The sequence below is a fragment of the Faecalimonas umbilicata genome (assembly GCF_042846195.1).
Taxonomy (GTDB): Bacteria; Bacillota; Clostridia; order Lachnospirales; family Lachnospiraceae; genus Faecalimonas; species Faecalimonas umbilicata.
In genome coordinates this window covers 471021-496270 of the sequence record NZ_AP031411.1, presented here as the reverse complement: position 1 = coordinate 496270, position 25250 = coordinate 471021, and the positions used below count along the sequence as shown (strand labels likewise).

Annotated in this window: 24 protein-coding genes, 1 pseudogene and 1 CRISPR repeat array (1 of these 26 only partly in view); of the genes and pseudogenes, 7 read left to right on the top strand and 18 right to left on the bottom strand. The window is 43.3% G+C overall.

Annotated features, from left to right (window positions below):
* Positions 1-42 precede the first annotated feature (42 nt).
* From ACGG81_RS02495 to ACGG81_RS02470, 6 genes are all read right to left on the bottom strand, one after another.
* The gene (locus ACGG81_RS02495; RefSeq protein ID WP_390109390.1) at positions 43-1176 is read right to left on the bottom strand and encodes a glycerate kinase; all 1134 of its coding nucleotides are present in this window, start codon (positions 1174-1176) and stop codon (positions 43-45) included.
* A 58-nt stretch (positions 1177-1234) separates the two neighbouring features.
* Positions 1235-2665: an MATE family efflux transporter gene (locus ACGG81_RS02490; protein WP_336304573.1), complete on the bottom strand. Its 1431-nt coding sequence runs from the start codon at positions 2663-2665 to the stop codon at positions 1235-1237.
* A gap of 21 nt (positions 2666-2686) precedes the next feature.
* Positions 2687-3388, bottom strand: coding sequence for an HAD family phosphatase (locus ACGG81_RS02485; RefSeq protein WP_270196317.1), 702 nt, complete (start codon positions 3386-3388; stop codon positions 2687-2689).
* 302 nt (positions 3389-3690) lie between these two features.
* Positions 3691-3858 (bottom strand): hypothetical protein, encoded by a 168-nt coding sequence (locus ACGG81_RS02480; protein WP_008976757.1) that lies wholly within the window; start codon positions 3856-3858, stop codon positions 3691-3693.
* Positions 3859-4007: 149 nt separating this feature from the next.
* A complete protein-coding gene (locus ACGG81_RS02475) occupies positions 4008-5345 on the bottom strand; it encodes an MATE family efflux transporter (RefSeq protein ID WP_390109385.1) in 1338 nt (445 codons plus the stop codon).
* A 200-nt stretch (positions 5346-5545) separates the two neighbouring features.
* Positions 5546-6001, bottom strand: coding sequence for a MarR family winged helix-turn-helix transcriptional regulator (locus ACGG81_RS02470; protein WP_009263142.1), 456 nt, complete (start codon positions 5999-6001; stop codon positions 5546-5548).
* A 189-nt stretch (positions 6002-6190) separates the two neighbouring features.
* Here ACGG81_RS02470 and ACGG81_RS02465 point away from each other — a divergent pair, with 189 nt between their 5' ends.
* The gene (locus ACGG81_RS02465; RefSeq protein WP_336304570.1) at positions 6191-6976 is read left to right on the top strand and encodes an AraC family transcriptional regulator; all 786 of its coding nucleotides are present in this window, start codon (positions 6191-6193) and stop codon (positions 6974-6976) included.
* Positions 6977-7088: 112 nt separating this feature from the next.
* Here ACGG81_RS02465 and ACGG81_RS02460 read toward each other — a convergent pair.
* The 8 genes and pseudogenes from ACGG81_RS02460 to ACGG81_RS02425 all read right to left on the bottom strand — a co-directional run.
* Positions 7089-7475 (bottom strand): annotated as a pseudogene (locus ACGG81_RS02460) (hypothetical protein); the annotation flags it as partial.
* Complete coding sequence (locus ACGG81_RS02455; RefSeq protein WP_320619457.1) at positions 7435-7611, bottom strand: hypothetical protein; 177 nt, start codon at positions 7609-7611, stop codon at positions 7435-7437. The gene ACGG81_RS02455 and the pseudogene ACGG81_RS02460, both read right to left, overlap by 41 nt.
* A 1-nt stretch (position 7612) precedes the next feature.
* Complete coding sequence (locus ACGG81_RS02450; RefSeq protein ID WP_320619458.1) at positions 7613-8209, bottom strand: RpiB/LacA/LacB family sugar-phosphate isomerase; 597 nt, start codon at positions 8207-8209, stop codon at positions 7613-7615.
* 14 nt (positions 8210-8223) lie between these two features.
* Positions 8224-8772 carry a hypothetical protein gene (locus ACGG81_RS02445; RefSeq protein ID WP_320619459.1) on the bottom strand — a complete coding sequence of 183 codons (549 nt, stop codon included), beginning with the start codon at positions 8770-8772 and terminating at the stop codon, positions 8224-8226.
* 33 nt (positions 8773-8805) lie between these two features.
* A complete protein-coding gene (locus tag ACGG81_RS02440) occupies positions 8806-8958 on the bottom strand; it encodes a hypothetical protein (protein WP_320619460.1) in 153 nt (50 codons plus the stop codon).
* 208 nt (positions 8959-9166) lie between these two features.
* Positions 9167-10357 (bottom strand): coenzyme F420-0:L-glutamate ligase, encoded by a 1191-nt coding sequence (locus tag ACGG81_RS02435; RefSeq protein ID WP_008976766.1) that lies wholly within the window; start codon positions 10355-10357, stop codon positions 9167-9169.
* 224 nt (positions 10358-10581) lie between these two features.
* A complete protein-coding gene (locus ACGG81_RS02430; protein ID WP_390109378.1) occupies positions 10582-11172 on the bottom strand; it encodes a Maf family protein in 591 nt (196 codons plus the stop codon).
* Positions 11169-11810, bottom strand: coding sequence for an HAD family hydrolase (locus ACGG81_RS02425; protein ID WP_390109375.1), 642 nt, complete (start codon positions 11808-11810; stop codon positions 11169-11171). The genes ACGG81_RS02430 and ACGG81_RS02425 overlap by 4 nt, the downstream gene beginning before the upstream one ends.
* Before the next feature lie 197 nt (positions 11811-12007).
* Between ACGG81_RS02425 and ACGG81_RS02420 the strand changes: the two genes are divergently transcribed.
* From ACGG81_RS02420 to ACGG81_RS02405, 4 genes are all read left to right on the top strand, one after another.
* Complete coding sequence (locus ACGG81_RS02420; RefSeq protein ID WP_120092874.1) at positions 12008-13363, top strand: MATE family efflux transporter; 1356 nt, start codon at positions 12008-12010, stop codon at positions 13361-13363.
* Positions 13364-13635: 272 nt separating this feature from the next.
* A complete protein-coding gene (locus ACGG81_RS02415; RefSeq protein WP_390109372.1) occupies positions 13636-13833 on the top strand; it encodes a helix-turn-helix transcriptional regulator in 198 nt (65 codons plus the stop codon).
* A 2-nt stretch (positions 13834-13835) separates the two neighbouring features.
* Entirely contained in the window at positions 13836-14297 is a 462-nt protein-coding gene (locus ACGG81_RS02410) for a DUF6773 family protein (RefSeq protein WP_009263152.1), read from the top strand.
* A gap of 102 nt (positions 14298-14399) precedes the next feature.
* Positions 14400-14804 carry a DUF6483 family protein gene (locus ACGG81_RS02405; RefSeq protein WP_009263153.1) on the top strand — a complete coding sequence of 135 codons (405 nt, stop codon included), beginning with the start codon at positions 14400-14402 and terminating at the stop codon, positions 14802-14804.
* Between the two features lie 70 nt (positions 14805-14874).
* Here the strand turns inward: ACGG81_RS02405 and ACGG81_RS02400 are convergent, their stop codons facing one another.
* The 3 genes from ACGG81_RS02400 to ACGG81_RS02390 all read right to left on the bottom strand — a co-directional run bounded on the left by ACGG81_RS02400 (position 14875) and on the right by ACGG81_RS02390 (position 19790).
* Entirely contained in the window at positions 14875-17613 is a 2739-nt protein-coding gene (locus ACGG81_RS02400; protein WP_390109368.1) for an NYN domain-containing protein, read from the bottom strand.
* Between the two features lie 162 nt (positions 17614-17775).
* Complete coding sequence (locus ACGG81_RS02395; RefSeq protein ID WP_390109365.1) at positions 17776-19080, bottom strand: sensor histidine kinase; 1305 nt, start codon at positions 19078-19080, stop codon at positions 17776-17778.
* Positions 19077-19790 carry a LytR/AlgR family response regulator transcription factor gene (locus ACGG81_RS02390; protein WP_009263156.1) on the bottom strand — a complete coding sequence of 238 codons (714 nt, stop codon included), beginning with the start codon at positions 19788-19790 and terminating at the stop codon, positions 19077-19079. Before ACGG81_RS02390 ends, ACGG81_RS02395 begins: the two co-directional genes overlap by 4 nt.
* Positions 19791-20190: 400 nt before the next feature.
* On the opposite strand from ACGG81_RS02390, the gene ACGG81_RS02385 reads away from it, so the two are divergent.
* Entirely contained in the window at positions 20191-20964 is a 774-nt protein-coding gene (locus ACGG81_RS02385) for an ABC transporter ATP-binding protein (protein WP_009263157.1), read from the top strand.
* A complete protein-coding gene (locus ACGG81_RS02380; RefSeq protein ID WP_390109361.1) occupies positions 20948-23098 on the top strand; it encodes an FtsX-like permease family protein in 2151 nt (716 codons plus the stop codon). Before ACGG81_RS02385 ends, ACGG81_RS02380 begins: the two co-directional genes overlap by 17 nt.
* Before the next feature lie 129 nt (positions 23099-23227).
* Here ACGG81_RS02380 and ACGG81_RS02375 read toward each other — a convergent pair whose 3' ends face one another.
* The gene (locus ACGG81_RS02375; protein ID WP_008976781.1) at positions 23228-23968 is read right to left on the bottom strand and encodes a peptidylprolyl isomerase; all 741 of its coding nucleotides are present in this window, start codon (positions 23966-23968) and stop codon (positions 23228-23230) included.
* Between the two features lie 263 nt (positions 23969-24231).
* Positions 24232-25250: direct repeats of the CRISPR family, unit length 32 nt; unit sequence ATTTCAATCCACACTCCCACGAAGGGAGTGAC (it continues 207 nt past the right edge of the window).

Below are 25250 nucleotides of genomic sequence, written 5' to 3'. Positions count from 1 at the left end.
CTATTATCTGTCAAATTTCATTCATCGTCAAGTGAAAAAAAACTAAACTTTTGAGGACAGATCCATCAAACGGAAGATTGATTCTGCTGTCTTTCTCAAATCCATTTTCGTTGTCGCTTTTAGTTCCTCAAATGACAATGCTCTTCTATTAATCCCAAACATTGCACTGACTCCCATCTCATACAACAGATCTGCATCTTCTGTGACTGCCCCCGCAAGTGCGATCACCGGAACCTGATATTTCTTTGCCCGTTTCGCTACCCCTGAAATTACTTTTCCATAGGAACTCTGTCCATCAATTTTTCCCTCCCCAGTAATTACCATGGATGTATCTTTCAAAACCTCCTCAAATGTGATTGTATCCAGCATAATATCAATTCCACTCATCAGCTTTCCCCCAAGAATCGCTGCAATGCCAGCTCCCATTCCCCCGGCAGCTCCGCCTCCTTCTAATTGCAAAATTTCCTTTCCGGTCACCTCATATATTTTCTCTGCAAAATGGCTCAATCCGTCATCTAATCTGGAAACTTCCTCCGGTTCTACCCCCTTCTGTGGTCCAAATATTGCAGTTGCTCCGTTTGCTCCGCACAAAACGGTACTGACATCACACATAACCAAAATTTCCGTTTCCTTTATTCGTTGGTCAAGCTCTGACAAATCAATTTTTTTAATACAATGTAAAGTATTCCCAACCGGAATAAATTCTTCTCCTCTTTCATTCAAAAATTTAACTCCCAATGCCGCAAGCGCACCAGCACCCCCTTCGTTTGTAGCACTTCCCCCAAGTCCTAATATGATTTTCTTCACTCCTCCCTGAAGCGCATCTAAAATCAACTCTCCGACCCCATAAGTTGTAGCTTCCCCGGCATTTAAGCACTCGCCTGCAAGAGGAAGTCCTGCCGCTGCTGCCATTTCAATGACTGCTGTTTCTTTTATTTTCCCATAAAAACTTTCCACCTGCTCGCCATAAGGTCCCCTCACCTTGACTTGTTTTTTCTCCCCATCTAAAACAGAGAGGAAAGCATCCACGCTTCCCTCCCCTCCGTCCGCTATTTCCATCCGAACTGTTTCCACATCCGGCCATCTCTTTTTTGCCTCTTCCTCAATAATTCTTCCTGCCTCCTGGCTGCTGATCGTTCCCTTAAAAGAATCTGGGATTATTACAATTTTCTTCATATGATCGCCTCACTACCACATTGCCTTCCTGAACTTATCACGATTCCTACTACTATTTTTATTTTCTACTTTTTTCTTTATTCAGTGGATTCCAGCCTCCCCGCAGATATCGAAGGATAAACAAACTTCCCAGACAGACATTATTAGCGATCATGCATCCCCACACTGCATACAGTCCAAGATGGAATACTTTGACACAGAAGAATGTTCCTAACACTCTCACACACCACATACTGAATAGCGCATAGTAAAACGGCTTTACCGTATCTCCTACCCCATTGAAAATTCCCTCGAGGATAATCAATACACCAAATAGTGGCTCTGATACTGCAACCATACGAAGGACAACCGTTCCGAGTGCAATGACATCACTTTCCTTCGTAAACAGCTGCAAAAGCTGTGGTGCCATGAAAAATAAGAGTGCTCCGGATACAGTCATGATCACAAGAATGATCACGATCAACATCCTTGTCAATTCGTGCAGCCGTTTCTGGTCTTTTGCACCAATGGCATTTCCTGCCAAAGTAGCTGCTGCGGCCTGCATCCCATACCCTGGGATGTAAAACGCCTGTTCTACTGTCAGCGCAATCGAGTGCGCCGCAAAAGCCACTGTTCCAAGTCCTGTCACAAGCGATGCAAACACGACATGACCAAGACAGGTAGCCATGCGTTCCATCGCAACCGGAAATCCAACGCGAATACAAGGTTCCATAATTTCCCGCTCCGGGCGGATTTCACATCCCGCCGGAGATACATATCGGTTTTTATAAAGTGCAATCGTCATAAAGATTCCGCCAACTACAAAGGAGACTGCCGTTCCGATTCCGGCTCCGACTGCCCCATATCCGAATCCAAACATCTTCACACTGGCTCCACCGATTTTGATCATTCTTGTATCATAGATAAAAAGGTAATTCAGGACGATATTCACAAGATTCATACAAACATTGACATACATTGGTGTCTTTGTATCTCCCACTGCCCGAAGCAGCGCTCCGAAAATAATGATCGCACTCCGGAAGAGCATCGGAAGGCAGATGATCGCAAAATAGAGGGACGCATCCTTTTTGATCGCCGGATCTACTCCCATCCACGTTGGAAGAATCGGACTGACAGCAAGTGTCAATACCCCAACTCCGATTCCGGTCACCACGGTAACGATCACTGCCTGCACAGATGCCCTCTTCACATTATCAAATGCTTCTGCTCCCATTTCCCTTGAAATAAATGCCATAAATCCAATTCCCATTGCAAACAACGGTCCGTTCACAAGCCATGTGACCGACGTGCTCATCCCGACCGTTGCCGTGGCTTCTGCGCCGATTCTTCCGACCATCGCCGCATCAATATACTGTACAAGTGTCTGCAGCATCTGTTCCAAAAGTGTCGGCCATGCCAGCGCAAGAATCGTCAGAAAAAGTGCTTTGCGATGTCCTGCCAAAGCCTGACTTCCACTATGATTTCCCATTGATTTTTCTCTCATTTTCATTTCCCTCTCCTTTTTCTCTTTTTATTCCTTCCCCCCGGACGTATTCCTTTTGTCATCTGCCTCTTGTTCTTTTAATAACTCCAAGACATCCAGAAGTGTATTGTACTTTTTCCAGACATCCTTCATCGTCTCCTCATCTGGTTGTACAAGATCAGGGATCATAATCGCCCGAAGACCTGCCCCTGATGCAGATTTCACACCCGCCGGTGCATCTTCCAATGCTACCGTCTCCTCCGGCACTGCCTGGATCACTTCACAGGCAGTCCGATAAATTTCCGGATCCGGCTTCGCATTTTTTACCATATCCCCGAAAACACTACCGTCAAAATACGAGTATACTCCTGCTTCTGTCAACAAGTTCACCGCATGTTCTCTTCTCGAAGACGAGGCGACCGCAAGCTTATACCCATTCTCTTTTGCATAGGCAAGCAGCTCTTTCACCCCCGGTTTCATCGCCAGACCTTCAGATGCTACGATTTCTTTAAAAAATGCTCTTGTCAGTTCATTAAACCTATCCATCGGAAAATCTTCCCGGATGGCTGTGCGAAAATATTGTTCTCTTCTCACCACATTAAATCCAATCGTATGATAAATATGTTCTCCCATTTTGGGAATTCCGAGCACCTCTCCTGCTCGGTTCCAGGAACGTTGCACAACGCGCTCTGAGTCAAAGATCAGTCCGTCCATATCAAAAATCAATGCTGTTATCTTCTTCTGTGCCATATGTCTCTCCCTTATTCTCTTCTGTTTTGTCCTTCCAAAAATGGTCAGTATATTCCTTTTACACAACAACTATATCATATCCCGAAAGTGAATAGCAATATCTCAGCAATTTCCTCCGCAAATAAAAATTGTTCCTGTCCACAACTGGAAACAGGAACAAAAAATCCCCGAGCAGATTTCCGCTTATCGCCTTGTCTGCCCAGGGGGATTTTCCATCCGGCAAAATCGGTCTTCCCTTCTCTGCCGTTACTTTCTTCTATATACGATTCACATTCTTTCAGTCGGCTGCCACGTCTCGCCGATCAAGAATCGAACTCGACCGCTTTCCCTTCTTCATCTTTGAGATAATTAATGACTTCTTCCAACTTGTTGACAGCCTCCTGTTGTTCCTCCCAGTCATTTCCACGCATTTCTTTGTTTACAATGCATTGCTTCACATATTTTAACTGTCTGATCAATTCCTGATTCATACTGACGCCCCCTTCTTGTGCGTATCGGTTTTATTTTCTGTATCTTTTCTATATTCTACTACTTTTTTCTGAAAAATTCCACCTTGTTTTTCTGAATCTTTCTTTAAGATTGTGAACAAGTACTATCCGATCGCCCAAAATTATGCATGCTAAATTTTCTTCATCATACGGTACAGAAGAATAGAGGCAACAACTGCTGCCACTGCCTCTGATACTGGAAATGTCAACCACACTCCCGCAACTCCCATCACCTTGATCAGCATCAAAGAACATGGAACAATGATGACCAGCTGTCGTAACAGAGATACGATCAGCGATGCAATTCCTTTTCCCATCGACTCAAACACACCGGCAAATACTGTTCCTAATGTAGATACAATAAATCCAGTTCCAATGATCCGAAGCGCCTGTGCTCCCATCTTCTGCATTTCTTCTGTGGCACTGAACAAAGAAAGAACCGGCTCCGGGAATCCCATAAACAAAATCGTTCCCACTGTCATAATGACCGCTGTCACCAGCACACTAACTTTAATTGTCTCATGAAGCCTCTTCTTAGCCCCTGCTCCATAATTGTAACTGATGATCGGACGCATTCCTTGAATGATTCCATTTGCCGGCATATAGACAAACATCTGAAGTTTAAAATATACTCCAAGTACCGCAACTGCTGTCTGGGAAACAGCTCCTAGAATTCCATTCAAAACACCAATCAGGATAGACGGAAGGGACATCATCACCGTAGATGGAACTGCCACAAGATACAGCTGTCTGACAATCCTTCCTTTCATGCGGAATCCTTTCATATGAATCTGAAGCCCTCCACTGTGTCTACAAAACAAGATGATGGATAACATGCACGCGGAAAACTGTCCAAGAATCGTCGCTGTCGCTGCTCCCCGTACTCCCATCGCCGGGAATCCAAACAGTCCAAAGATCATGATCGGATCAAGGATAATATTCACAATCGCTCCCACCCCCTGCATGATCATCGGTAAAAACATATTTCCTGTCGCCTGAAACATCTTTTCAATTTCAATATGAAAGAGCGATCCAAACGAAAGGCAGATTACAATATAAGAATACTGACAGGACCATTCCAGCACAGTCGGATTATCTGTGAACATCTGCAAAAATGGTTTTGTAAAAAAGATTCCAAGCAAAATAAAAAATATCGAATGAATACCTGTCAGTACAAGCCCATGTGCCGCCGCATCATTTGCCTCCTCACTTTTTTTTGCTCCAAGATTTCTTGCAATCGCTGCATTCGTTGCTACACCAAGTCCTACCGCCACGGCAAGTACTAAATTCTGAAGCGGATAAGCGAGAGAGACTGCTGTAAGCGCCTCCTCTCCCAGCTTAGCTACAAAAATACTGTCTACGATATTGTATAAAGATTGAATCAGCATCGAAATCATCGGCGGAACAGACATCCCCATCAAGAGAGGAAAAATTGCTTTCGTTCCCATTTGATTTTCTGATTGTTTCATTTAACAATTCCTCCTTTATCTTTTCCTTTTTTAGTACACAAAAAGGCTATAAATCTTTTCTGTTTAAATCAGAAACAGAAAAAATTTATAGCCCATCCGGCACTTTATTTTACACCGTAACAGAATAGCACGGTTATTTTCACTTGTCAATTCTATTTTTAGCCTTGCAGCTATCCGCTCTTTTCCCTTACAAGATAAAATTATCCTTTTTCTTCTCCATCCCTCGACTGTTGAAGATTTCTTAGCATCTTCTTTGCTGCCCGTCGAAAAATTTCCAATTCTTCCTCTGTCAGGCCATCTTGCAGCTTAGATTCTACATATCGTATATCCTCATCCACTGCCGCACTTGCCTCCAGCCCTTTCGGAAGTACTACTATTTTCTTCAATCTCGCATCATATTCCACCGGAACCCGTTCGATATATCCGTTCTTCTCCATAAGCTGTAAGATACCCGTAGCTGAAGATCTTCTTAAATTAAACTCTTCCTCCAGATCCTTCTGAAAAATCTCCTGTTCTCTTGGCTGTCCCAAAAGATAATGCAACACCCGTCCCTGCACTCCGGTCACACCTGTCTTTGAGGCAGAACTGTCAAATTGTCTCTTGATCTGATTTGACAAAATGCCGATTATTCTGCCAATCGCAATGTCCCGTTCCATATTATCCTCCATTTGTTAGTCCCCTAATTGTTGATTATAAATTGACGCTCCTAGAATGTCAATATAGGGCAGCAGGTGTTTTCCGAAAAAGGCAGCAAATACTTTTTAAAAGAGTACAATCACCCAAAGACGAATTGTAAAAATCCACAAAATCTGCTATAATTTTATCAAATTTTGAGAAGGTTTGATATGGAATTACAACGTTCATGTAAAGAAGCAATCGCTTCTTGTTTAGATCAGAAAACTTTTGCTGTTTCCCACTTATACAATGATGATAACCGGTTCTACAGCATCGAACCAGGGGATATTTTCTTCATTAATCAGTATGAAAGCCACCATTTAACTTATATTGATGAGAAAGTCCATGAGCGGATTGTTTTATCTATCTTCCCAGACTTTTTAAAACAGCTTTCTTCTGGGCAGACCAACCTGGATAACTGCTTTTCTTCTCGTGATGCTTCCAATCCAAATCTGCACAAGCGCTCTCTGAATGCCGAGGAGCAAAAGCTCTTTCAGTACTTCATTCATAAACTTGTCAGCACAGATGGATTCGGCGCAGATCTTATAGAGAAAGCCACGTTCACAGAATTAATGGTATTTTTGAATAAAATTTTCTCTGACAACAATCTTCCTGTCACATCTTCTGTGCGCTGGACACAGCACCAGCAGGTTGACCGGATTCTGACTTATATCAACCAGCACATTCAGAATCCACTGACAATCGAAGAACTCTCCGAAAATTTCTATCTGAGTCCTTCCTACCTGTGCCGCATTTTCAAATCTGCGACCGGGACAACGATCAACAAATATATTACTGCCAAACGAATCACGATCGCAAAGTCATTGCTTGCTGAAGGAAAATCGGTCAATGAGGCATGTGAGGAATGCGGGTTCAACGATTACAGTAACTTCCTGAAGACATTTACAAAGGCAGTCGGCATCTCACCAAAGAAATACTCTCAGTTTTCTTCTTAATATTCCGAGCAGCTTTAGACACACAGCATCCTGCAAACCCAAATAAAACCGCAACAAAAAGAAGTTAACGCAATCCTGAAGGATGTGGTAACTTTTTTGGAATTTTCTTCACTTACAAGTCGTTTCCATACACTTCAATCTGTGTCAGCGCCGGAAATGGAGATGGATCGTCTGCTTTGATCAGATCGCACAATTCTATCCAGCTCACTTTCCTTTTTTCAATCATAAATTCATGCGGAAAATCTGCTCTCGTATAGAGAATAATCCGATCAATCTCCACTTCTCTTCCAAAGTCAATCTTGATCGCCGCATCCTCACGACGATTAATTCCCCACGATTGAAACGGCCACTTCCAATGTCCTTCATTTGCAGTCACTCCGTCAACTACATTGACTGCTGCAAAGACAGCTTCTCCTCTCGTTTCTACATTTGCAGATACATGTGGATAACAAGTTGTACTACATGACTGATTGTTGACATTCAGCGCCAGATTTCGGTAAGTTTTTCTCACTGCTTTCCACTACAATACGATCCCCCTCTTCATAAGTTCGTTCACAGAGAAATGCAATTTCCTGCTCTCCCTCTTTACTTAATATTTCTTGTCCCTCGGCATTTTTTATTGTTACTTTTAACATCTTAATCTTCCTTCAAAATTTCTCTCACACATTCTGCCAGCGTTTCACATTTGCAATTCGCAAAGAAAAGTTCCTCAAATCTTTTCCCCTGCAATGCCCCTCTCACAAGATCACGATCAAGTTCTTTTAAGATTGTAGGCAGATCTTTGTAAGTCACTTTTTTTACTTCATCCAAAATCCTCTTATTTCTCTGTTCCGGAACTGCACGCTCTCTTGGATATCCTTGTCCACTCTCTTCTGCGAATAGTTTTTCAAAGATATACTCCAAATTCAGTTCTCCACCCCATCCAAATCCTTTTGCAAATGGGATTGCAATTGCATTTCCGTCATTGATCTGTGCAAATGTATAAGCATCTAATGCATCTTCTACATGTCCACAAATCACACCTGGAAAAGAATTACATGCAAGCATAGCTCCTTCACCAGTTCCGCATCCGGTGATCACATAGTCCGCCGCCCCTGCATTTAATAAAACTGCTGCAAGAATCCCAACCTGCACATATGTCAACTGACACTCGTCTTCTGCAGAATACATCCCATAATTGTCTACCGAAAACCCTTTTTCGGATGCTACTTTTTCCAACGCATGCAGAATCATCTCATTCTTCTCCCTTACCAATACATATTCCAGACATTTCTTAAACGCATTAATGCTTCCACATAAAAATAGTCTCCCCAGATACAACATTCATCGACTCCAACATGGAATGGAATTGCATATACTCCATGTTTGATAATCCCATTTGAAAGATCTTTCTCCGTTGTATAATTTTCAAACAGTGACTTCACAATTTGAACTGCCGTTTCCTCATATTCTTTCTTTCTTGGATCTAAGACCGGAAGGTGCTTACTTAATTCCAGAAGCCCACATGCAAGAATTCCCGTATGTGCATAGCTGAGCGCAAATCCATAAACGCCCCATGCCTGAATAATCTGAGTCTTTTCACTGTATCGTTCCATAAGATAATCTGCAGCGCGCACCGAGAACTCCAGTGCCTTTTCATTTCCTGTAATTTTATAACCCACAAGTGTGGATAAAGAGTATAAGAATCCAATATCATGTGTATTTAAACCAATGTTCTGATCTAATCTCTCTTGAAATGTGCGGAGCAATGTCTCCAATGCAGAAAGATACTTTTCCTCGTTTGTGTCTTCATACAAAAGCCACAAAATCCCTGTCCAAAATCCTTCTGTCTAATCTTTATTCCCCATTTCTCCATAAATCAGGTTTTCGGAACTTGATGTCGGAAAAACTGTTGAATACTTTGGCAGACTCTCATTCACTTTGCTCTTTACATAGTGCATCGCTTCTGCAAGCCACTCCATATTCTCTTTTTTAATTTCCATAGTTCTTTTCCTCCCTTTGCTGTTTCATCTAACTGTATCGTATCACCTTTCTTTCACATTTTCTTGTGCTTTTTATACAAAATATTGCATTTTTTGAACTATTGAAAAAGGCATTGCCAAATGATCTTCTGATCATCGACAATGCCTCATTTCCAGTCTTTATAAACTTTTAACAGTTCTTACTGCTGTATCGTTTCTGCTTTTTACACTAGTTTGTGTAGTTATCAAAGTATCCTTGCACTAACACAACCGGTGTTCCTTTGTCTCCGGAACCACTTGTAAGGTCACAGAGGGAACCAATCAGATCTGTGAGCTGTCTCGGTGTCGTTCCCTGAGAAGCCATATCTCCGACAAGATTGTCACTCTTTTCTTTGATTCTCTTGGAAATTGCTTCTTTTAAAGCTTCTCCGCTTAAATCTTTGAAATCGTTATCTGCAAGGTATTTTAATTTTACTTCGTTCGGAGTTCCGCGAAGTCCGTCTGTGAATGCCGGAGATACAACCGGATCAGCTAATTCCCAAATTTTTCCCTGAGGATCTTTAAATGCTCCATCTCCGTATACCATTACTTCCACATGTTTTCCTGTCTTGTCCAAGATCTGTTTTTGAATCTCATCTACAAGATCACGGCACTCTCTTGGGAATAACTTGATCATGCCTTCTGTAGACTTGTTAGATCCTAACAATCCATATCTCTCATTGCATCCGCTTCCATCTACCGGCGCTGTCAGGATGTCGTCCATTCCGCATACACGCTCTGCACCTGCTGCTTTGAGAATACGTTTTGTTCTTGCTCTTGTGTGGATATCACAAGTCATTACATTCTTTGTATAATCTAAGATTGTTCTCGGATTGTTTGCAAAGATAATCTCTACTTCTGCACCTGCTTCTCTGATCAGCTGTCCGTAATATTCTACATAATCTACACCTGTAAATTCATGCTTATTCTCTCCGAACAGTTCTCTGTATTTCTCCAAAGTAAGTACATCGCTGTATGGATTGATTCCTGCTTCATCCAGCTTGTCTAAAGATACAAGCTGATTTCCAACTTCATCACTCGGATAGCTCAGCATAAGAACTACTTTCTTTGCGCCCATCGCAATTCCTTTTAAGCAGATCGCAAAACGGTTTCTGGATAAGATCGGGAAAATAACACCGATTGTCTCACCGCCTAATTTTTCTCTTACATCACTTGCGATTGCCTCAACAGAAGCGTAGTTTCCCTGTGCTCTTGCAACGATTGACTCTGTCAGGGAGATGACATCTCTGTCTCTTAACTCAAAGCCTTCGCTTGTTGCTGCATCTAATACACTTTCTACTACAATATTTGCGAGGTTGTCGCCTTCTCTGATGATCGGGCAGCGGATTCCTCTTGATATAGTACCTACTTTACGTTCCATCTTTTGCACTCTCCAAATCTATTTCTTTAATTTACTTGCTTCCTGCACAGGATGTCAGAATCATAAATCCGGCATCTCTGCATATTGCAACAGTATTATAATATAAAACAAAGAGAATGTAAAAGATTTTCTTCTACATTCCTATGTTTTTTTATTTTTTCCTGCTTTTTACCCTATAACTTCCTTCAAATCGCAAAAACAAAGGCTTTTTCCATGTTTAATAATCAGATTTTTTCCCGAAGCACTTTATAAATATAAGACACCGGAAGTCCGACCACATTATAGTAATCCCCGTCAATCTTTGCAATATGTGCTGCAAATCTGCCTTGTATTCCGTATGCGCCCGCTTTATCCATTGGTTCCCCAGTCGCAATATAGGACTGAATCTCCTCCTCTGTCATTACATCTACATATACTTTTGTCTGGACCGCATGGGAAATGACTTCTTCTTTCCCCTCCTTGTCATAGCAGATCACAGCTACTCCGGTATAAACATCATGGGCATCCCCCTGAAGTGCTTCCAGCATGCGCTCTGCATCTTCCTTATCTTTTGGCTTTCCTAAAATCTTCCCTTCATGCGCCACAACAGTATCTGCACCGATGATTATCCGGCCACAATCTTCTTCTCTATCCGATGCAGTTTTCTCCGCCACGTCCTTTGCTTTTAAAAGCGCCAGTTCCTTTACGATTTCCTGCGGTTCCGTGCTTTGATATACCTCTTCTTTTTCGCTTGTCACAACCTCAAATGTATATCCGATCTGCTCGAGCAACTCTCTGCGTCTCGGCGAACCGGAAGCTAAAATAATCTTCTTCATCTGATCAACTCCTTATAGTTGTAAATAAAGCTGTCTGCGTGCCTTTGGATTTCTTCCCATTCATCTTTTGAATGTGCATCGTACACACCTACCGTATAAAATCCTCCTGCATTCGCCCCTTGTACCGCTTTTAGAATATCTTCAAATACTGCACATTCTTCCGGCAAAAGTCCCATCTTTTCAGCCTGTCTCTCATAAATATCCGGAAACTCTTTTCCCCTCGGTACTTCTCGCACAGTTGTGTAGGACTCAAACAGATCCAAAATTCCATTTCGCTCCAATGCCGGCAAAAACATCTGTGGTTCACAGGATGTTGCAATTCCAATCTTGATCCCCCGTTTTTTCAGATAACGAAGATATTCCTCTGCTGACGGCTTTAGCTGTACTTGATTTGCATAAGCATCTGTTGCCATCTGGTACCATTCTGCAATAATCTGCTCAGGTGTTTCTAAAAATCCAAACCGTTCAATGGTATAGACTGCCGCCCGTTCAAACCCAAGAGGCGCAATACTTCTCAAATAATCTTCCGGAACTTCCAGTCCTCTTTTTCCAAGAAATTTCTTATCAATTTCTTCCCAGATATGCATCGAATCCAAAATCGTTCCGTCTAAATCAAAAATAATCCCTTTCTTTTCCATTCTCTGTACCCTTTCTTTCGAGATATTTTCTTCCTCCTCTGTAAATGTCTTTATCTCGTCTGGCTCTTTCCACAATCGTTGTAAATTATTGTGTATTATAATATATTTTTCTCATTCATACAACTTTTTTGTTCACTGATCAGAAGGCATGCTATAATAAGAAAAGATATTATTTTAGGAATGGAGAGATCTGAATTATGAATACGAAAACAAAGTCTACTTTAATGACTGAGGGGCCCATTTGGAAACGGATGATCCTATTTGCCATTCCGCTGTTCCTTGGAAACCTCTTCCAGCAGCTTTATAACACCGCCGACTCCCTGATCGTTGGAAACTTCCTTGGAAGTGATGCCCTTGCCGCTGTCAGTTCCTCCGGAAGTCTCATTTTTCTAATGGTCGGCTTTTTCAATGGTATCTCACTTGGTGCCGGCGTCGTCATTGCCAGATACTTTGGCGCACGCGAGAAAGAAAAAGTACAGGATGCCATTCACACAACCGTTGCTTTTGGAATTGTGGCAGGAATTCTTTTGACTGCCATCGGACTGATCATGACACCTACTTTTCTTAGGTGGATGGGGACTCCCGCAGATGTATTAAAAAATTCAGTGCTGTATTTCCGCATCTACTTCCTCGGATCCATTGCATTTGTACTCTATAATATTTTTGTTGGAATCCTTCAGTCTGTCGGTGACAGCAGACATCCTTTGATCTACCTGATCATTTCCTCTGTGACAAATGTAGTTCTAGATTTGCTTTTTATCGGTGTGTTCAGATTTGGTGTGGGATCCGCAGCCGTCGCCACAATCCTTTCACAGTTTTTAAGTGCAATCCTCTGCCTGATCCATCTGATGCGCTGCAAAGAAGATTATCAAATTCACCTAAAGAAAATCCGCTTTGACTTTCCAATGCTAAAGCTGATTATTTCTAACGGACTTCCTTCTGGCTTCCAGAACTCGATCATTTCTTTCGCAAATGTCATCGTGCAGTCCAACATCAACTCCTTTGGGAAAATGGCTGTTGCCGGCTGCGGTGCTTACTCAAAGATCGAGGGATTTGGCTTCCTGCCGATCACATGCTTTGCACTGTCTCTGACTACCTTTATCAGCCAGAACCTCGGCGCCAGACAGTACGAACGTGCAAAAAAAGGCGCAAAATTCGGTGTGCTCTGTTCCATTACTATGGCAGAGATTGTCGGAATCATTATCTTCTTTACCGCTCCATACCTTGTTGCCGCATTTAACAATGATCCACAGGTGGTAGCTTTTGGAACTGCACAGGCACGTACCATTACTTTGTTCTACTTCCTCCTCGCATTTTCGCACTGTATTGCCGGAATCCTCCGCGGGGCTGGAAAATCTACGATACCGATGTTCGTTATGCTGATCTGCTGGTGCATAATCCGTGTATCTTACATTACCGTCGCTGTCCGGATCATCCCAGATATCAAAGTCATCTTCTGGGCATACCCGATCACCTGGACATTAAGTTCGATTTTATTTATCATCTACTATTTTAAAGCAGACTGGATCCATGGATTTGACAGGCGGAATTAATCTGCTAGTCAGACAGATACCTTTGCAAATTTGATACAGAAGACAGAAACTGAGCAAAGCAAGACTTTTCGTATTTGCTTTACAATGTTTCTGTCTTCTTTTGTTTTCAAAATAATACTTTTACGGCGCCCTGTATGCAAACTATATTACACAAAATGCAATATATACTTGACATACTTTTACATATTTCATATACTGAAGACAAGAAGACAGAAATCAAGTCAGCAGCATGCATTGCATCTACTGGCTGGAAGGGAGATTCTTAACCGTATATGAAAAATATGAAACTAAAGATTGCCCGCATGGAACAAGGGCTTTCGCAAATCCAGCTTGCAGAGATGACCGATGTGACCAGACAGACGATCGGTATGATTGAGGCCGGAGATTTCAATCCTTCGCTGAAACTATGTATCCGAATCTGCAAGGCTTTGGGCAAAACATTAGACGATTTATTTTGGGAGGTTGAGTAGCTATGAAGAAAATTATTGACGAACGTCAGGAACTGGAAATGATGAAAGTAGAACGCACTGGATTCTGGATTATGTGGGGCGTACTCCTTCTGTCACTTCTGGTGCAATCACTTTTTCTCGGGGCAGGTCCAAAGCAGATTGCCGGAGAAAATATTTCATTTCTGGTCGGATGTCTGATCGTTGTGATCGGCTGTGTGAAAAAAGGGCTTTGGGGATATGACTCTACACCATGTATGAAGACTTATCTTAGTGCCAGCCTGATTGGAACACTGATTTTTACCTTTTTACTCGGCGCAGGTCTCGCATGCAACGGCTCTGAACATGTACTGTCCATTTGCGCCCTGTTTGCCATCAGTATTTTCTTTTTGATGTTTGTAGTTTTGTTTCTAATGGGAACTTTCACAAAGTATCGCCAGAAAAAGCTGGCCAGACAGTTCGATGATGACACAGATTTTCTTGACTGATCGAAATTGTACAACACCGTTGGCAAAGTCCAGCCTGATATGCTTACAACTGTAACACTACATCACACCGAAACTATGCTTCAGAAATAAGGAGAGGTCTCTATGGAATTTGAGCAAGATTATATTATGCGGATGATCAAAAGTATCGTCAGCTTCTTCATCAAGCTGATCACTGGGAAGTCAGATACGGTCTATGAACTGCCCTCTGATGGGCTTTACACCCCATGCGATGATATTTTCGCACGGATCCTTTCCCTCGCAGACGGCGGAAAAATCAACGAAGCCGAGAACCTTCTATACGCAAATGTCGAACCTGACAGCAAAGACTATCTGCTGATGGGACTGACGTTCTATTCGCATATTAACGAATATACCGATAATTTCTTATCGGATCACAATTACAGCCGCCAGGAGATTCAAGATGGAATCATCGCTTTTACAAAAGAATTTACAATCGACGAAATGAACTCCCTATCACTTTATCAGACACTGGAAGAAATGTTATAAAACAAAAACACGAAAGTGGGAATGAATGATATCAAGTTTGTTTGCATCCATTCATCACTTTCGTGCATCTTCACTCTCCCCAGACATCCTTTAGCTCTTTTTTCCCAAGTCGTACCTCTTCCATCTGACCGGAAATCTCTTCATCGAGATAATCAAACAGATAGTTTTTCCCCTTCTGCGGACGATTCAGATATTCTTCTCTTATCTGGCGCTGCACTTCTTCCACCTCTGTCCGAAGCTCCCGGGCAGATAACAGCTTTCCACCTTGCCCCAGTGTCACAACCTGCTCTACATTATCCGAAGTAGCAACCGTTACATGGTATTTTCTTCCAATCTCATGAACAACTTTTTCAATATACTGGTCTGCAGTCTCCGCTTCTTTCGTATACACGACATAGATGTTATGGTATTTCTGAACCCCTAATTCCTGCCCTTGCACCTTGTATGCATCAAACACAAGAATCAGATTACATTTCTTGAATCCCTGATAGTTGCACAACACATCCATCAGTTTATTTCTCGCCCCTTCGATATTGACTTTTGCAAGCTCTTTTAGATCTTCCCATGCAAAAATCACATTGTATCCATCTACAAGCAGATATTCTTCCATCTGATCCTTTCGAATCCGCTTTTGTCTTTCCTCCGGGCTCTCTACTCGCCGCTCAGCAATCGGACGTTTTCTCTCTATTTTTCCATAGGTACGAAGGAAAATTTCCTCTAGTTCTTTATCCTCTTCAACACTTCTTGAAAAACTACTCGAAACTCTTCCACTCTGTACGCTTCCCTGACCTTTCTTAGCCTCAATTGCCGATTTCTCTTTTTCTGCCTCAGGTGTCCACACATATTCCAAATGCATATGATCCGGCACTTGATCCCAGCTGACATGAAAACCTGCTCCATGCGCACAGAAAACGGATCCGGTCGGATTGTCCAGATCTCCCTCTGAATCATATCCGATCTGCTCTATCACTTCCTCTGCATTGTGGCAAGGTGCATATCCCTTTAAAGTACAGAACAGTCGTCCTCTTCCTTTCGTGTAACTTGTCACTTCCAGCTGATAATCCCTCATCTCAGATACTGGAGCGCTCCCGGTGATCACCGCAAAGTCTCCCTCTGTATCCGGTGTCTGAAATTCTCCTGCCATTCTCTGAATATCTGTCAGTGCTCTTCCGACAAATTCAGCCGGGATCTCCATCCGAAATTCATAGTACGGTTCCAAAAGCACACTTTCTGTCGATTTTAACCCTTGGCGAACCGCACGGTAAGTTGCCTGACGGAAATCTCCTCCTTCTGTATGCTTCAGATGTGCCCTGCCTGCAACAAGCGTAATCTTCATATCTGTGATCGCAGATCCAGTCAGCACACCCCTATGCTCTTTTTCGGCCAAATGTGTTAAAATCAGCCGCTGCCAGTTTCGGTCAAGGACATCCTCACTGCAGTCTGCCGCAAACACAAGTCCACTTCCCGATTCTCCTGGTTCTAGAAGCAGATGTACTTCCGCATAATGGCGCAGCGGCTCAAAATGCCCGACACCTTCCACCGGACGTTTGATCGTCTCCTTATATACAATATTTCCCGGTCCAAACGTGACCTCTGTCTGAAATCGTTCCCGGATCATACTTTGTAAAATCTCTGTCTGTACTTCCCCCATCAACTGCGCATGAATTTCCCCAAGTTCCTCATTCCACACGATATGAAGCTCCGGATCTTCTTCCTCCAGCTGGCGAAGCTTGAGCAGCATTCCGTGGGTATCGCATCCTTCCGGGAGTATCAGCTGATAATTTAAAACCGGAGTCAGCACCGGCCCTTCCGATGGCGGCTCTGCCCCAAGTCCTTCTCCCGGATACGTTTTCGTAAGCCCGGTCACCGCACACACGCGCCCTGCACGCACTTCCTGAACCGCATCATATTTCTCACCGGAATAAATCCGGATCTGGCTAACCTTCTCCTCTACATCCTGATATCGTATCAGATCCCGGACTTTTAATACACCCCCGGTCACTTTCAGATATGTCAGACGGTTCCCCTGCGGATCCCGCGCGATCTTATAGACTTTTGCGCCAAATTCTTCCGGGTAGGACCGCTCTTTGGCATAGCATTCCAAGCCGGCAAGGAATTCCTTCACCCCAATATTTTTTAACGCAGAGCCGAAATAACACGGAAATACTTTCCGCTCCCAGATCAGTCTGGAAATCTCCCCCCGTTCGATCGTACCATGTTCCAGATACGTTTCCAGCACCTGCTCCTCTGCCATAGCTACATTTTCCAAAAATTCTTCCGAATCTTCCGCTTCCCCAAACCGGATACAGCTTCCTGAAAGCTTCACACGCAGTTCCTCCAGCAATTTCTCTGCATCCGTATCATTTTGATCCATTTTGTTGATGAACAAAAAGACCGGGATCCGATACTGCTTTAAGAGCTTCCACAGTGTCTCCGTATGCCCCTGCACACCGTCCGCTCCGTTGATCACAAGGATTGCATAATCAAGCACCCGGAGTGTCCGCTCCATTTCTGCTGAGAAGTCCACATGCCCCGGCGTATCCAGCAGTGTAACCTTCAGTTCTCCAAACACAAGCTCTGCCTGCTTGGAAAAAATCGTAATTCCCCTCGCACGCTCCAGTTCATAAGTATCCAGATAGGCATTCCCATGGTCCACCCTTCCCTGCTGCCGGATCCTTCCGCTCAGATAGAGCATACTTTCCGACAAGGTTGTCTTTCCTGCATCTACATGGGCCAACAACCCGATACATATATGATTTGACGGCTCTTTCGCCGTATTTTTTTCTCTGTCCTCAGACATATTTTCCATGAAAATCCCCCTTTCTGTGATTGTTAATACAAGGATTATCATATCACAGAAAGAGGGATAAGTCGACCAGTCCTTCTTTTTATCTCGCAGGGAGTGCGGTCTGCAGATCCAAGATAAGTCTGCCGCACAGCTTTTGGGGCAGATAAAGTTCCATCCCGGGCGCTATATCATCACCGGAATATACAGAAACAGCACAAACCGCTCCTCTTCTTTTGTAATTTCCATGCTTCCCCCATATCTCTGTACGATCTCCTGAATGCTCTTCAACCCATATCCGTGCAGCTTCCGATCTTTCTTCGTCGTCTGCGGAAGGAGGCACGGCGCAGCCTTTTCCGAAATTTTTCCTTCACTTTTTGCAGTGTTTTCTATCTTCATCACAAACAATCCTTTCTCATTCTTGGCCTGCAGAGAAATTTTTCTTTTTTGTCCGGGCAATTTTTCACACGCCTCGATCGCATTGTCAAGACTGTTTGCAAACAACACCGAGAGATCCACCGAATCCATGTCAATTTTGGACGGCACTTGCAGATCATACGCAAATGCAATCTGTTCCAGCTCCATTTTGCCGGTCTTTGTACTCAGCACGGCATTGATCACCGGATTTTCACAATACTGTACATTCCTTTTGATCCCCGGACGATCCAGAAGTTTGTCGAGATATGCCTTGTGTTCCTCCCCGGAAAGTCCTGCAAGTGTCTGAAGATGATTTGTCATATCGTGCCGCAGTTTTCTGACTTCCAGCTGCTGCCGCTCCAATGATTCATAATAGAGCTGATTCATTTCTAAAAGCCTGCTGCTCTGCTCCAGCTCATACTGATGGGATAACACGACGACTGCCCAGATCAGACCGACAAATGAAAGGATACAAAGACAGAGGATCGTCTTATTGAACGCCGCATTTGCTGTAAGAATTTCACCATTGTACTCCTGAAACAACACAACCAACAAAACGGTACAAAAAGGTGTCAACGTCAACAGTCCCAAAAGACTCCAGAGCCGATTGGACAACTCATAGAATTTCTTCGGGACAAATTTTTTCACACTGCAATAGATCATCAGGTAAAAAAGCAGTTTTACAGACAGATAGACGATTCTTTCCTGCTCCGTCGGTATTCCACTGTCAGCCGACAATAGATAATTATCTATCAGCACACTAAAAGAAGATGTCAGGCTGATAATCATAAAGGAAAGTGACAGCTTTTTTAACAGACTTCCTTCACATCCGAGCAGGATTCCCGCCACAAATATCAGCACCGTCGGAGGGAGGTTCACCAGATCCCCGATAAAAAACGGCATAGAGCTCAGGAGCCAACTGCATCCAAAGAGCAGAAGCTTCCAGTACCACTGTCGGCGTACCACAAAAAATCGTTCGATCGTAAAGCTGACTGCCAAAGCAATAAAGATTGAGCAGATTATCTGAAACACCCTGAAATACTCCGCAATCGAAAGAATCACTTTTTCTATCATGAGAGATCACCACCGATCATGGCTTTCGCAAGCGCTGCAACCGCATCCTGCTTCAGCGCCCGGCTGATCGGCAGTTCCTCGCTTCCGATCCGCACCGAAGATGCGCCGATATAGGACACCGCATCTGCATTGACTAGGTAGCGCTGATGGATCCGCACGAAAGTTCTCCCGACCCGAGCTTCCACCTCATCCAGTTTGGCATAGAAGGACAGCTCCTTTTCCCTTGTCACCGCCACCACTTTTCTCTTCTCACTGTAAAAATACTGTATTTCATCCTGGTAAAGCCTGTATACGCCGTCCCCATTCTGAAAGACAAACTGCTTCTGCCGCACCTGCTCCAGCTGTCTGCGCACACGCGAAAGCACACTGGAAAGCCGGTCCGCATCCACAGGCTTTACAAGATAATCAACTGCCTGCACACGGTACCCCTCAAACACAAAATCCCGAAAACCAGTCACAAACACGATCTGGATTCTTGTATCAAATTCCCGGATCTGCTCCGCTGTCCGGATTCCGTTAACCCCTTTCATCTCCACATCCAGAAACAGAAGGTCAATCTCACCCGGATGTTTCTTCAGCCAACTGACCGCCGTCTCTCCCCCGGAAAACTCATAGACAATCTCCTCGGTTTCTTCCAAGAGTTTCTCAAGTTCCAACCGAAGCGCATCTCTTGCATAGCATTCATCATCACAGATTCCAATTCTTAACATGATCTATACCTCCTCAATGTCCACAGAATTAAGAACTATCACACACCGAATACCTTGTCTCCATGCGACATTTACATATTTCCATTGTGCCCCCCATCTCCTGACACATCTATTTTCCTATGCATTATAACATAAATCTTTGTCTCTGCGCCTCCTGCTTTTCTCTCTCCGAATACAAAACTTTACATTCCGGCTGCTATTTTTTACATTTCTCCTCATCCCCCTCCAAACATTACATCAGAACTGCCATTCTTTCCATCCCAAATTTTACTTCTTCTTTTCCATGCTATACTTTTTTCAACAGCAACACAAAAGAACAATCCGGGATCATAAATTTCCATAAACTCCGGATTCTGTCCATACAGATTTCATTCAAACAATTCAGAAAGGTGGTATTTCTATGCTGTATGTAAAAAATCTTCATAAATCTTATCAGGTCGGAGCGACCAGCTATGAGGTGTTAAAAGGCGTCAGTCTCAGCGTTGCACAAGGCGAATTTGTCGCTGTCATGGGCCCGTCCGGCTCCGGGAAAAGCACCCTTTTAAACTGCATCTCCTGCTACATTCCATTTGAGGAGGGCAAGATTACACTCGGACAAAAAGAATTAAAAGGCTTGTCGGAAGATGCTCTTGCACATATCCGAAACGAAAAACTAGGATTTGTCTTTCAGGATTTTATGCTGCTTGACGGACTAACCGTACGGCAGAACATCCTCCTCCCTGCGATCATCCGAGGAAATGTGGGAAGAAAGGAAGAGACGATGGCAGACCGGCTCTGTAACTTATTTGGTATTGCGCAGATTGCAGGCAAATATCCGGCAGAAATTTCCGGTGGAGAACGGCAGCGGACCGCAGTTGCAAGAGCACTGATCAACTCCCCGCTTCTGATCCTCGCAGATGAACCGACCGGAAATCTTGACTCGAAATCCAGCCGCGCTGTCATTGATTCTTTCCTAGAGGCAAAAGCTTCTCTGAAAGCAACCATCTTCATGGTGACTCATGACAGCTTTTCCGCCTCCTTCTGCGACCGTGTCATCCTGCTCAAAGATGGAGTTGTCTATAAAAATATGGAACGAAATAGTTCCCAGCATGCTTTTCACGATGCACTTTTAGAGGAATTAAAACAGATGAATACGTTAGAAGAGGAGGAAGAGAACGATGAAAACCTTAACTGATACTTTTTCTGCCTTAAGAAAAAAGAACCGGAAAAATTACACACTGTACTTTATCTGTAACTTTACAGCGCTTTTACTGATCACAGCCTACTCCGCGATCCTGACTTCGCCGACTGTCCTTCTCGTTCTTCCAGAAGGCGGCGACAGCAGAAAACAGGCAATGATGATCTTCGCACTCGCCTGCATCGGATGCGTAATTTTTACCATCTATGCCGGAAATATCTTCTTCCGCATGAAGTCAAGAGAACTCGGAATCTTCCTCGCACTGGGAACTTCTAAAAAAGTACTTCGAAATCATCTGTACAAGGACACTGCTATCACTTCCTTAAGCGCTTCCCTGCTCGGAACCTCACTTGGGATTCCATTTGCCTGGTCTATCTGGCAGCTGTTCCGTCTGCTTGTTGTAGATAGCACTGAGATGCGTTTATTTCTGGACTTTCGCTGTCTCCTGATTCCGGCGGCCTTTATCCTGATCATTTTACTTTTTGCATTTCTCCTTGGAAGACGGACACTTTACCGCACCAACATTATGGATGTCGTGAATGAAGAACACAAAAACGAACCCGTGCGGGATGTAAAGCCATGGTATGCCTCCGTCGGTATTTTGCTGATGATTCTCGGAGGAACCGCCGGATATTTTGGACCAACGATTTATCAAGTAGTATTCCGGCGCTTTTCATCCCCATTTTTACCCCTCCTTTACATACCGCTCTTCATCGGTCTGTATATGTTTCTTTTGCACATTGTGGTACGCGGGTTCGGAAATCATAAAAAGCATCCATACAAAGGGATTATCTCACGCAGTATGATGAAATTTCATGGAAAACAGACTGTAAATAATATGATGGTCATCGCACTGCTCGTGGCTGGCGGCGCCTTCGCACTGTTCTATATCCCAACGCTACAGACCAGTCAGGCGATGCAAGTAAAATCCACTCCATATGATTATTCTTTCCACTATCCCATCGGTCAGCCGGTTCCAGGGAAAGAAGAAATTGCAGATCTTGCCAAAGATTATGACCTCTCGATTAAAGATTACAAGGAAGAAGCAACCATCCTTCTCGGCATGTCAACCACGGTAGAACGAACTACGGACGACGGAAAACTCTACACTGTCTATGAGGAATTTGCCAATGAGGGAACCTTCCTTACCGCTTCCGCTTTTGAATTTCTAACCGGACAGAAGACAGAAGTTGCACCCGGAACATACAAAGCAATTTCCAATGAGGACGAGACCGACACCTACTGGCTCACCTCCGACTCAGATCAAATCATCAACATGACGACGATGAAAAAACTTCCAGTTACTTTTGACGGCTATCTGCACTACAGTCTGTTCTCCGGGCGCTCAAACTATTATGTTCTAAACGATACAGACTACGAAAATATGGAAGTCGGTCTAGGCGATGAATGGAAGGAACATCAAATCCTGTTTAACATTGATGGAGAAGACAACTACGAATTTGCCGACAAATTATTCCATGTTTTCATGGATGCACTCGGAGAAAAATACGCAATCTCATCCAACTATGACCGCGTTGTAAAATATGGTCGTTCCGTCAATGGGAAAAGTTACTTTCTCGATGAACCTGAGTATGCAGCCGATGCAAAAGTAGATTATGCAGACTGTGACGGCAGCACTTTCCGATTCGGATGGAAATACATGCCTTCCTTCAAAATGCTGGACTCCACTGATTTTGTTCGCACAACGGCAGTTTATCTGATGCTGTTCTTCTTTATCACCATTATCTGTGTCATGGCAGCGCTGATCATCTGCTATACAAGAAGCATCTCCATCGTCCTGAACAACCGCTACGTCTTTGAGGATTTGAAACGACTCGGCGCTTCCCCTGCATTCCTCACAAAAGAAGTAAAAGCACAGACGAGAAAAATCTTCTTTACCCCTTCCATCATTGGAATGGTCGCTATGTACTTCTTCTTTTCCATGATCATGTACGCAAATGACGGCACCATTTCTTTCACGGAAATTGCCTCACTGCTTGTGTGCCTGGCACTCTTATTCTTACTTGTCCTGATCATCTGGATTGTATACAATGCAACCGTCCGCAAGATGAAACAGATGCTGGGAATACAACAGCCCAAGAATATGAATCGGGTAATGCAAGTGGAGTAATGTAAGTTACATAGCTACATAAAAATAACCGATAGAAATAAACAGGTTTGTAAAAATAATTGAACTATATGAAAAATGCCGTAAAGTGCTTCTTACGACCACTTTTACGGCATTCTTTGTATCACTCATTTATTTTTGTAAATATTTTTCTTTCAGTTCCTGAACCTTTGCATTATATGCTGCATTCTGCTTCTGCTGAATCAAATTTCTCTTAATCGCCTCTTTTACCTCATCAAATGCTGCCACAGATGCCTCATTTTTCTTCTCAACTTTGATCAGATGATAACCAAACTGTGTCTTTACCGGTCCTACCACATGACCAATCTCAGCTGCAAATGCTGCTTCCTCAAATTCTTTGACCATCTGACCCTTTCCAAACTCTCCGAGGTCTCCTCCTCTTGCACCAGATGGGCAGGTAGACGCTTCCTTTGCAGCATCCTCGAATGCTTTCTCTCCACTTGTAATAGACTCCAGAACAGAAGTACACTTTTCTTCTGAATCTACTAAAATATGTTTTGCACTAACTGTCTCTCCCTTTGTAAATTGCTGCTTATTTTCCTCATAGTAAGCTGCCACTTCCTCATCTGTCACAGTTACATCCTTTAATGTCTCTCTCATCGCGAGCTGCGCAAGAATATCTCTCTTCGCATTTTCTAAAATCTTCGCAAATTCCTCAGTCTCCTCAAGCTTTGCATCCTCCCCTGCCTGCGCAAATAAGTGCAGAGAAATCAGCTGCTCCAAATACTGCTGTCTAAACTGTGGATTTGTAACATATGCCTGCTGTTCTCTTGGAGCATTCTGTAAAAATGCATCCAATTCCGCATTTGTAATCTCCTTACCTGCAACGACTGCTAAAACTTCATTACTCATGATATTTCTCCTTTTGTTTCAAAAATGGTTATGAGTAATATGATACTATAGAGGGGGAGCATTTGCAATTTGTTTTATTGCTTACAATTTATATGAATAAATGTTTCGGAAATAAAAAGTATAAATTCCTTTTTCTATATGTAACAGATGATGAAATTTATTTTATTGATATTTGTATTCTCTAAAATATTGCAAAAAATTTCATTTATTACTCTCATGAAGAGAGTGATATCTTTTGTCTATGTTCCAATTTTATGTTTTGGATTTCAATCCACACTCCTGCGAAGGGAGTGACTCTATGCCGTCCGCATATATTTGCAAATTTTATGCATTTCAATCCACACTCCCACGAAGGGAGTGACGAATCATTTCGATGGCCGCATCTGCATTTTTAAAAATTTCAATCCACACTCCCACGAAGGGAGTGACTCAGCAAGCACCTTCAAGCGACCCACTAAACCAAATTTCAATCCACACTCCCACGAAGGGAGTGACAAGCTGTGTGATGTTTCCTATTTCTCTTTTTACGATTTCAATCCACACTCCCACGAAGGGAGTGTCGAGCCTCTTTCAACATGTTTTCGGTGTCTTCAGAAATTTCAATCCACACTCCCACGAAGGGAGTGACCCAGTCAAGCCTTGCCCCTTGGGTATCCGCTTTCCATTTCAATCCACACTCCCACGAAGGGAGTGACGCAAAAGCCTTATGTTTTGTACGACACAAAGGCAATTTCAATCCACACTCCCACGAAGGGAGTGACAATCTCAATGTCTCATCAAACATAGCCTGACATAAATTTCAATCCACACTCCCACGAAGGGAGTGACACTTCGTCGATGCATTTAAAGTGAGCGAACTAAATTTCAATCCACACTCCCACGAAGGGAGTGACTTCACGAGATTCGTGATAATCTCTGCCAACTTTTATTTCAATCCACACTCCCACGAAGGGAGTGACCATTTACCATTCCAATGCTTAATAGCTCAAGATCGATTTCAATCCACACTCCCACGAAGGGAGTGACCGAAGACCCACACGCATTCACTAAATCTTTTGTAATTTCAATCCACACTCCCACGAAGGGAGTGACATAAAATATGCTTTCGTTGACTTCATGCCTCCGTATTTCAATCCACACTCCCACGAAGGGAGTGACGATGTACCAGTTTACAAGTCAGAAATTTATGCAAATTTCAATCCACACTCCCACGAAGGGAGTGACGAAATCGATATTCGACAGACCGAAGCCACTAGCAATTTCAATCCACACTCCCACGAAG

Coding starts and splice junctions, on each gene's coding strand:
- ACGG81_RS02495 (WP_390109390.1), bottom strand. CDS start 1,176: ATGAAGAAAATTGTAATAATCCCAGATTCTTTTAAGGGAACGATCAGC.
- ACGG81_RS02490 (WP_336304573.1), bottom strand. CDS start 2,665: ATGAAAATGAGAGAAAAATCAATGGGAAATCATAGTGGAAGTCAGGCT.
- ACGG81_RS02485 (WP_270196317.1), bottom strand. CDS start 3,388: ATGGCACAGAAGAAGATAACAGCATTGATTTTTGATATGGACGGACTG.
- ACGG81_RS02480 (WP_008976757.1), bottom strand. CDS start 3,858: ATGAATCAGGAATTGATCAGACAGTTAAAATATGTGAAGCAATGCATT.
- ACGG81_RS02475 (WP_390109385.1), bottom strand. CDS start 5,345: ATGAAACAATCAGAAAATCAAATGGGAACGAAAGCAATTTTTCCTCTC.
- ACGG81_RS02470 (WP_009263142.1), bottom strand. CDS start 6,001: ATGGAACGGGACATTGCGATTGGCAGAATAATCGGCATTTTGTCAAAT.
- ACGG81_RS02465 (WP_336304570.1), top strand. CDS start 6,191: ATGGAATTACAACGTTCATGTAAAGAAGCAATCGCTTCTTGTTTAGAT.
- ACGG81_RS02455 (WP_320619457.1), bottom strand. CDS start 7,611: ATGTTAAAAGTAACAATAAAAAATGCCGAGGGACAAGAAATATTAAGT.
- ACGG81_RS02450 (WP_320619458.1), bottom strand. CDS start 8,209: ATGATTCTGCATGCGTTGGAAAAAGTAGCATCCGAAAAAGGGTTTTCG.
- ACGG81_RS02440 (WP_320619460.1), bottom strand. CDS start 8,958: ATGGAAATTAAAAAAGAGAATATGGAGTGGCTTGCAGAAGCGATGCAC.
- ACGG81_RS02435 (WP_008976766.1), bottom strand. CDS start 10,357: ATGGAACGTAAAGTAGGTACTATATCAAGAGGAATCCGCTGCCCGATC.
- ACGG81_RS02430 (WP_390109378.1), bottom strand. CDS start 11,172: ATGAAGAAGATTATTTTAGCTTCCGGTTCGCCGAGACGCAGAGAGTTG.
- ACGG81_RS02425 (WP_390109375.1), bottom strand. CDS start 11,810: ATGGAAAAGAAAGGGATTATTTTTGATTTAGACGGAACGATTTTGGAT.
- ACGG81_RS02420 (WP_120092874.1), top strand. CDS start 12,008: ATGAATACGAAAACAAAGTCTACTTTAATGACTGAGGGGCCCATTTGG.
- ACGG81_RS02415 (WP_390109372.1), top strand. CDS start 13,636: ATGAAAAATATGAAACTAAAGATTGCCCGCATGGAACAAGGGCTTTCG.
- ACGG81_RS02410 (WP_009263152.1), top strand. CDS start 13,836: ATGAAGAAAATTATTGACGAACGTCAGGAACTGGAAATGATGAAAGTA.
- ACGG81_RS02405 (WP_009263153.1), top strand. CDS start 14,400: ATGGAATTTGAGCAAGATTATATTATGCGGATGATCAAAAGTATCGTC.
- ACGG81_RS02400 (WP_390109368.1), bottom strand. CDS start 17,613: ATGGAAAATATGTCTGAGGACAGAGAAAAAAATACGGCGAAAGAGCCG.
- ACGG81_RS02395 (WP_390109365.1), bottom strand. CDS start 19,080: ATGATAGAAAAAGTGATTCTTTCGATTGCGGAGTATTTCAGGGTGTTT.
- ACGG81_RS02390 (WP_009263156.1), bottom strand. CDS start 19,790: ATGTTAAGAATTGGAATCTGTGATGATGAATGCTATGCAAGAGATGCG.
- ACGG81_RS02385 (WP_009263157.1), top strand. CDS start 20,191: ATGCTGTATGTAAAAAATCTTCATAAATCTTATCAGGTCGGAGCGACC.
- ACGG81_RS02380 (WP_390109361.1), top strand. CDS start 20,948: ATGAAAACCTTAACTGATACTTTTTCTGCCTTAAGAAAAAAGAACCGG.
- ACGG81_RS02375 (WP_008976781.1), bottom strand. CDS start 23,968: ATGAGTAATGAAGTTTTAGCAGTCGTTGCAGGTAAGGAGATTACAAAT.